The 384-nt window shown below is 71.1% G+C and carries 1 protein-coding gene; it reads right to left on the bottom strand.

The genetic code is table 11. The features are described from left to right. The coding region (locus tag D7Y13_RS44870; protein WP_158626285.1) for a DsbA family protein at positions 1–384 on the bottom strand (384 nt) is incomplete at both ends.

Here is a 384-nt window from a genome sequence, read left to right as displayed (position 1 = left end):
ACGTAGCACAGGTCATCGCCCAGTCGGGTACGGAGCTCGGCGATCGAGCCGGTCGCCTTGGAGCAGAACGGGCACTCGAAGTCGCCGTACTCCACCAGGGTCAACGGTGCATCCACCGGGCCGCGGAAGTGGTCGCGTTCGGGGTCGACCGGACGCAGCAGCTGCACTGGTGGTCCGCTGAGGGCGGCGTCGGCCCGGCCGAGGTAGAAGACCAGCGCGCCGAGGCCCGCCGCGATCAGGGAGGCGGCGAACACCCCCACCCTCGCCTGGTCCTGCAGCGCCGGATCGTCCAGCGCCAGGTCGACGATGAACAGGGAGATGGTGAAGCCGATGCCGGCCAGCGCCGCTCCACCGCCGAGCTGCTTGTGGGTGAGCCCCGGGGGC

The sequence above is a fragment of the Corallococcus praedator genome (assembly GCF_003612125.1).
Lineage (GTDB): Bacteria > Myxococcota > Myxococcia > Myxococcales > Myxococcaceae > Corallococcus > Corallococcus praedator.
The sequence above is the reverse complement of the archived record's forward strand: the minus strand, read 5'-3'. Positions and strand labels throughout refer to the sequence as shown.